This window comes from Thalassorhabdomicrobium marinisediminis (genome assembly GCF_003072065.1).
GTDB classification, from domain to species: domain Bacteria; phylum Pseudomonadota; class Alphaproteobacteria; order Rhodobacterales; family Rhodobacteraceae; genus Octadecabacter; species Octadecabacter marinisediminis.
Genome location: NZ_QCYG01000001.1, coordinates 490,064 through 496,793, shown reverse-complemented (window position 1 = coordinate 496,793; position 6,730 = coordinate 490,064). Strand labels below are relative to the sequence as shown.

Sequence of the window (6,730 nt, the reverse complement as noted above, 5' to 3'; positions counted from 1 at the left end):
GTGAATCGCGCGGCGCTGCTCATACTTGTCCTGAGCGACGAGCGCGTGATACCCATTTAGCTCAGGCAGTTCGTCGTCCGTGTGCCGATTACGCTTAATGTCTCGGTAGATCGTGGAGGGGTCGCGCCCCAGCCGATCCGCGATCTCTGAAATCGGCATTTTAGCTTCAAGCCATTTTGCAAGCTTGCGACGTTCGTCCAGCTTCAGGTGACAGTAGTGGGTTCCCATTCTTCATACTCCATGCAACTCTCTGAATTCTTACAGAATTTGCACTTCGTTTGTGAATCCACCATCTTCCATATCGGGTTCGCATAATCAGTATTATGTAAAATATAGAATACCGAAGATCTATATATATAAGCGACCCTGAGCATCCTGCACCATGGGCGGAACCGCTATACCTCCGCTAAGGGCCACGCGCGTCAAAAAACAATTCGCGTCGCGCCGCCCGGGTGCTACCTCTTATCCCATGTCCGACCTTGTCGCCCATCTTGACGCCCTGACCAACGCCTCCCGCGTCGAGGAGCTCTGGGCCCTGCATTGCGACAGAATGGCCACCTATGGGTTCGATCGGCTGATCTACGGCTTCACCCGCTATCGCTCCGGCGCGTCTTTGGGCGATCCACAAGACTGGGTCCTGCTCACCAACCACGGCGACAGCTACATGGACGCCTTTCTCGGCCAAGGTCACCTCTACAACGCGCCGATGATCCATTGGGCGCTGGAGAACACCGGCGCCTGTTCCTGGATGCGCCTGCGCGACCCAGCGCAGCTTACCGAAGCGGAACGCAATGTCGTCGCCTTCAACGCAAGCCAGAACGTCACCGCGGGTTATACCGTCAGTTTCCTCAGCGTGTCTAAACGGATCAAAGGCGCGATCGCCCTGACGGCCCGTCCGGGCCTGACGCAAAGCGACGTCGATGCAGTCTGGGCCGAACACGGAGCCGAAATCACCATCATAAACAACGTGTTGCACCTGAAACTTCAGACGCTGCCTTACAGCCAGAGACACCTGACGCGACGCCAACGCGAGGTTTTACAATGGGTTGGCGATGGCAAAACCAATCAGGATATCGCGCTTTTGCTCGATGTCTCGCCGGCGACCGTGGAGAAGCACCTGCGCCTCGCACGGGAGGCTTTGGATGTCGAGACGACGGCACAGGCGGTTTTGAAAGCGGCATTCTACAACCAGATGTTCGTGATCGATACGGCCCAATCCCCGCGCAACTGAAATAAATATCGTGCGAAATTTGCTACCATTTTGAAATAAAATGATACAGGTAGGGTTTTCCGGACTGTTGTTTACGTTACGTCAATGTAAAGGTGAAAACGTTCCGTGAGTGGTGGCCTAAGGCCCGGGAACTGTGATCCGTGCCGCCCATGTATTGTCTGGGACGCTCGGGTCATGCCGGGAAACCGGACGCTGGTTCGGACCGGGCTAAGCCCGGTCCGGCCGGCACCCAGACAGGCGCCCATCCCATTATTCCCAAGGCGCTGTCTGTACGGCGGTTCCGCCTGCTCCCGGGGCGGACCGCCGAACCCAAAAAGGCCACCCGTAAGGGGTGGCCTTTTCAATGACTTGCGCCACAAAGCTAACCTGCTGGCTTAGCCTTTGATCTTGGCGACTTCGGCTGCGAAATCTTCTTTCTCGACTTCGATACCTTCGCCGACTTCAAGACGGGCAAAACCGGTGATCGTCGCACCAGCGTCGGACGCCGCCTGCCCCACGGTCAGGTCGGGGTTCACGACGAACGGCTGGTTGAGAAGCGTCGATTCGGCGACGAACTTCTTCATCCGGCCTTCGATCATCTTCTCGATTACCTGCTCGGGCTTGCCGGATTCGCGGGCGATGTCCATCTGGACCTGCTTTTCCTTCTCGACCGTTGCGGCGTCCATGTCAGCCTCGGACAGTGCCGCAGGGTTCACAGCGGCGATGTGCATGGCGATCTGCTTGCCAAGCGCTTCGTCGCCACCGGTCATGGCGACCAGCACGCCGATCTTGCCCATGCCGGGGGCCGCAGCGTTGTGCACGTAGGAAACGACGGTCTCGCCGGTGACGCTGACCATCCGGCGCACGGACATGTTCTCACCGATGACGGCGACGGCGTCGGTCACGGTCTGCTCGACAGTCTTGCCGTCCATGTCAGCGGCCTTCAGCGCATCGACATCATCCACGGAAAGTGCGGTCTGGGCGATGTTGCCGACCATCTTCTGGAAGTCGGCGTTCTTGCCCACGAAGTCGGTTTCGGAGTTCACTTCGACAGCGATGCCCTTGCCGTCTTTGACGGCCACGGCCACCAGACCTTCGGCGGCGGTGCGGCCGGATTTCTTGGCAGCTTTTGCAAGGCCCTTGGTGCGCAGCCAGTCAACGGCGGCTTCCATGTCGCCATCGGTTTCGGTCAACGCTTTCTTTGCGTCCATCATGCCCGCGCCGGTGGTGTCGCGGAGCTCTTTTACCAATGCAGCAGTGATTGCCATCTGTTGGTCTCCTTTAAAGAATGAATGGGGTCCGGGCGCGACAGGCGCGCCCGGCGAAATCGTCCTGCGTGGGGCCGGATCAGGCCTTGGCGTCGGCGACGGTTTCCTGCTTGGACTTCAGCTTGTCGAGCTGACCGTCGTCCTTGGCAGCGGCGTCGTCGTGGGCGGTCTCTTCGCTCACGTTGCCGGTTTCCACGCCGGTGGACTCGGCAGCCATTTCCTCTTCGAGGGAGGCTTCCATCTCACCGATGTCGATGCCAGCGGCACCCATCTGTGCGGTCATGCCGTCCAGCGCCGCGCGGGCAGCCAAATCGGTGTAGAGCGCGATGGCGCGGGCCGCGTCGTCGTTGCCGGGGATGATGTAGTCCACACCCTCGGGCGAGCAGTTGGTGTCGACCACGGCAACAACAGGAATGCCCAGCTTGCGGGCTTCGGCGATGGCCAGATCTTCCTTGTTGACGTCGATGACGAAGAGCAGGTCGGGCACGCCGCCCATTTCACGGATCCCGCCGAGCGAGGCTTCAAGCTTGCCCTGCTCACGCTCCATGCCAAGACGCTCTTTCTTGGTCAGACCTTCAAAGCCACGCTCGGAGGCTTCGTCGATGCTTTTCAGACGCTGGATCGACTTGGACACGGTCTGCCAGTTGGTCAGCGTGCCGCCCAGCCAGCGGTGGTTCATGTAGAACTGAGCGGACTTCTCGGCAGCGTCCTTGATCGGCGCCTGCGCCTGACGCTTGGTGCCGACGAACAGCACGCGGCCGCCTTTGGCGACAGTCTCACGGATGACGTTGAGCGCGGCGTCCAGCATGGGGACGGTCTGCGTCAGGTCCATGATGTGGATGCCGTTGCGGGCGCCGTAGATGAATTCTTGCATCTTCGGGTTCCAGCGCTGGGTCTGGTGGCCGAAGTGTACGCCTGCTTCAAGCAGTTGGCGCATGGTAAACTCTGGAAGAGCCATGGGTCGTTTCCTTTCCGGTTTCATAAGCCTTGGACAGGGGTATCAGACCGCCCTGCCCCGGAGGAAAGATCGGCCCAACCGGTGGATGCCTTGGGATGTCTACCCAATTCACCCGCCCCCGTCTGGGGATTTCGTGCGCGTCCTATACTGCGGGACCGCATCGCGCGCAAGGGGCGTCAGGGATTATCTGCGCCCCCCGCGATAGTGTCGTCAGGCTGTATGAACGGGTTTAAAGGAAAACCCGCTCAACCACCCAGTAGGCGCCCACAAGGGCGATTCCGACGCTGGCCGGCATGGCGACCATGTGGCGATAGGTGTCGAACCGCTCAACAGCGCAAGAGGCTGCCGACAGCCCCGCCAGCAGGGCCACCATGAACAGCAGCGGCAGATAGGCTTCGACAGCCTCGGGCCCCATGGCCGAGATCGGGATCAGCGCCAGCGGCACCACGAGCACCGCCACCGCCATATAGACCGCCGCCGCGACCTTGTTCACCTGCCCGTCCACGGACAGGCGGATCGCGCTGGCGACGATGATGAAGGCGATGGCGATCACGAAGAGCTGCCCCAACTCGACGCCGATGTTGAAGCCCAGCAACGCCGGAATCACCGCGCCGTCAGGCAGGCCGTAGGCGGTCAGCACCGAGGCGAAGCCCAGCCCGTGCAACAGGCCAAAGCCGAAGATGATCGCCGGGCGCCATGGGTTCAGCCCGTCGGTGAAGATGTTCTCGACCGCGACATAGACGATCGAGGCGGCGATGATGCTTTCCACCAGCCACATATACTCTTCGGGGATATTGACATAGCCGAGCGTCGCCAGCGCCAAAGTCACCGTATGTGCGGCGGTGAAGGCCGTCACCTGCCACAGCAGCGGACGCATCCGGGTGGACAGGAAGAACAGGCCCAGCACGAAAAGGATGTGATCAAGCCCCAGCGGCACGATGTGTTCCACGCCCACGGGGATGAACTGCACAAACGCGCTCAGCCCCGACATCTCGTTCCCGCCGCCCAGTTGCACCGGATCACTCAGCCCGCCACCGGAGAGGTAGCCATCCCAGCCAGCCTCAACCCCGGTCTGGCGCAACACGAGCACGCCATATTCCGCAGGCCAGCCGACCTGCACGCTCTCGGCGCCCTCGGGCAGCGGCGCGCGGAATTGCAGGGTCGAAGCGCGCACGAGGTCCACATCGCCAACGTCAGGAACCTGCACACCGACGAGTTCGACCGGCACGTCGGTTCCGTCCACCAGAACGGTGATCGCCTCGGCCATCTGCGGCCAATAGGCCTCGACCTCGGCCTCGAACGCGGCCGGGTCCAGTGCCCGCAGGCGGTCATAGGTGTCGGCTTCGGGGGCGGCTTCGGTGTCCTCCAGCCCGTCAAGGTCGATCCCCGCCACAAGGCTTTCGAAATTGCCCTCAAGCGTGAAGGACAGCGCATCGCCCTGCACCTCCATGTCGCCGATCGTGGGCAGGACCTCGTGTGCGGTGGCCGCTGACGCGCCCGTGATCGCCAGCACGGTGATCATTGACACCGCCCGCATCCAGACCACTGTTACAGCCAACCAATCGGAGAGTTTCATGCGCATCCTTGCCGCCCTTCTTGCCATCACCATCGCCCTGCCCGCCCAATCCCATGAATTCTGGATCGAACCGCAGGCCTATCAGATTGAGCCGGACGGTATGCTGCAAGGTCGACTTCTCAATGGGGAAGAATTCGAAGGAACGCAACTGGCTTATATTCCCCAGCGTTTCACGCGGTTTACAGTCGCTGCGGGGATGCAACAGGCGGCGGTTCAGAACCGCCTTGGCGCGCGCCCGGCGCTGGACATCCCACCGCTGCGCGAGGGGCTTAACATCGTCAGCTATCAATCGCGCATGTCGATTGTGTCCTATTCGGAGTGGGAAAAGTTCCTGAGCTTCGCCAGCCACAAGGATTTTCGCGATATCGAAGCCCGCCACGACGCCCGCGGGCTGGCCCGTGACGACATCCGCGAAGGCTATTGGCGGTTTGCCAAGACGTTGATCGCCGCGGGCCACGGGGTCGGGCGGGATTACCGCACCGGGCTGGCGGTGGAATATGTGGCGCTCGACAATCCTTATACGGAGGATTTGTCACAGGGGATGCGGGTGCAGCTTTATTACCTCGATGAGGTCGTAGCCGATGGACAGGTGGAGCTGTTCGAGAAGGCCCCCGATGGCGCCGTTGAGGTGACCTTGCACCGCACGGATGAGGAGGGCATCGCCACCCTGCCCGTCAAGCCCGGGCACAGCTACCTCGTCGATCACGTCGTCCTGCGCGAACCGGCGGACGCCCTGGCGGACGCCGAGGATATTCAGTGGGAAACGCTTTGGGCCGCGCTGACCTTCGCCGTGCCCGAGTGACCCGACCCGTGATCTAGCTTGAAAGCCCCAGTTCCGCATCGCTGGCGCTGCCGCCGTATTTGTCCTGCGGTGGCCAGGGGCGGTCTTTCCAGTGCGGCTCGAACGCGAAGCTCGACACCTTGCGCCCCGCCACCAGCGCGCCATTGCCCGCACCCAAGGCGTAGTCGTAGTAGAGTTTGACCACCTCCTCCTTGCTGACCTGTTGCGCCGCCGGATGTTCCAGACAGGCGGCGCGCCACGTGCGAACGCGATCGTAGTCGGGCCCCTCGGGAAGTGAGAAGCCCTCGTAGTAATCCAGGAAGTGAAAGCGCACGAACATCGGCGTGAAGACCGTCTCGGCCAGACCGAAGGTGTCGAACAGGAAGGGGCCGCCTGGGGCCCAATGCGCCAGAAAGTCGTTCATGTCGCGGTAGATCGACAGCAGCTTCTCGGCATGGTCGTCCCGCGCGGCGCGGTCCTGGTTCATCACGAAAAGATAGCCCGCCGTGGTGAACGCCCCTTCGCGCCCGATCAGCATCTGCTCGATGGCATGCTCCTTGGGATCGCGGCGGCGCAGCGGGCCGCCGTCCAGCACCTCATCCAGATACTGCAGGATCACGAGGCTTTCTTTCAGGATCGTGCCGTCGGCGCATTCCAGCACCGGCAACGCCGTGGTCCCGCGGGTCTTTTCCAACAGGGCCGGGTCGCGGGGCTTGGTGATGTCGACGACGCGGAACTCGACCGCATCCTCCCTCCCCCGCAGCGCCAGCATGATCTCGAGCCGTTGCGAGAACGGACAGACAGGAATGTGATAGACGATTGGCTTTTGCGGCATGACGATCCCTCCGACGCTGTGTGCCACCCAGACTGCCGCAAGCGCCGCCTCCGATCAATATCGCAAGCCGGGGCGCGGGGCGGATATCTTGCGGGCAAGGCG

General features: G+C 61.8%; 7 protein-coding genes. 2 read left to right on the top strand and 5 right to left on the bottom strand.

All coding sequences use genetic code 11. The features are described from left to right. On the bottom strand, positions 1–228 hold a 228-nt coding region (locus DC363_RS02405; protein ID WP_146180731.1), incomplete at its 3' end, for a helix-turn-helix domain-containing protein. A gap of 241 nt (positions 229–469) precedes the next feature. Here DC363_RS02405 and DC363_RS02400 point away from each other — a divergent pair. After that, entirely contained in the window at positions 470–1,231 is a 762-nt protein-coding gene (locus DC363_RS02400; protein WP_108639511.1) for a LuxR family transcriptional regulator, read from the top strand. A 374-nt stretch (positions 1,232–1,605) separates the two neighbouring features. On the opposite strand, the gene tsf is transcribed toward DC363_RS02400, so the two are convergent. From tsf to DC363_RS02385, 3 genes are all read right to left on the bottom strand, one after another. After that, a complete protein-coding gene (gene tsf / locus DC363_RS02395) occupies positions 1,606–2,478 on the bottom strand; it encodes a translation elongation factor Ts (RefSeq protein ID WP_108639510.1) in 873 nt (290 codons plus the stop codon). 79 nt (positions 2,479–2,557) lie between these two features. Beyond that, a complete protein-coding gene (gene rpsB / locus DC363_RS02390) occupies positions 2,558–3,436 on the bottom strand; it encodes a 30S ribosomal protein S2 (RefSeq protein WP_108639509.1) in 879 nt (292 codons plus the stop codon). Positions 3,437–3,665: 229 nt separating this feature from the next. Continuing rightward, on the bottom strand, positions 3,666–5,012 hold the full coding sequence (locus DC363_RS02385) for a HupE/UreJ family protein (RefSeq protein ID WP_241962897.1): 1,347 nt from the start codon (positions 5,010–5,012) through the stop codon (positions 3,666–3,668). Between DC363_RS02385 and DC363_RS02380 the strand changes: the two genes are divergently transcribed. Then, positions 5,011–5,814: a DUF4198 domain-containing protein gene (locus DC363_RS02380; RefSeq protein ID WP_108639508.1), complete on the top strand. Its 804-nt coding sequence runs from the start codon at positions 5,011–5,013 to the stop codon at positions 5,812–5,814. The two genes, DC363_RS02385 and DC363_RS02380, sit on opposite strands and share 2 nt — an antisense overlap. Before the next feature lie 13 nt (positions 5,815–5,827). Here the strand turns inward: DC363_RS02380 and DC363_RS02375 are convergent, their stop codons facing one another. After that, positions 5,828–6,628, bottom strand: coding sequence for a glutathione S-transferase family protein (locus DC363_RS02375; RefSeq protein ID WP_108639507.1), 801 nt, complete (start codon positions 6,626–6,628; stop codon positions 5,828–5,830). Between the last annotated feature and the right edge of the window lie 102 nt (positions 6,629–6,730).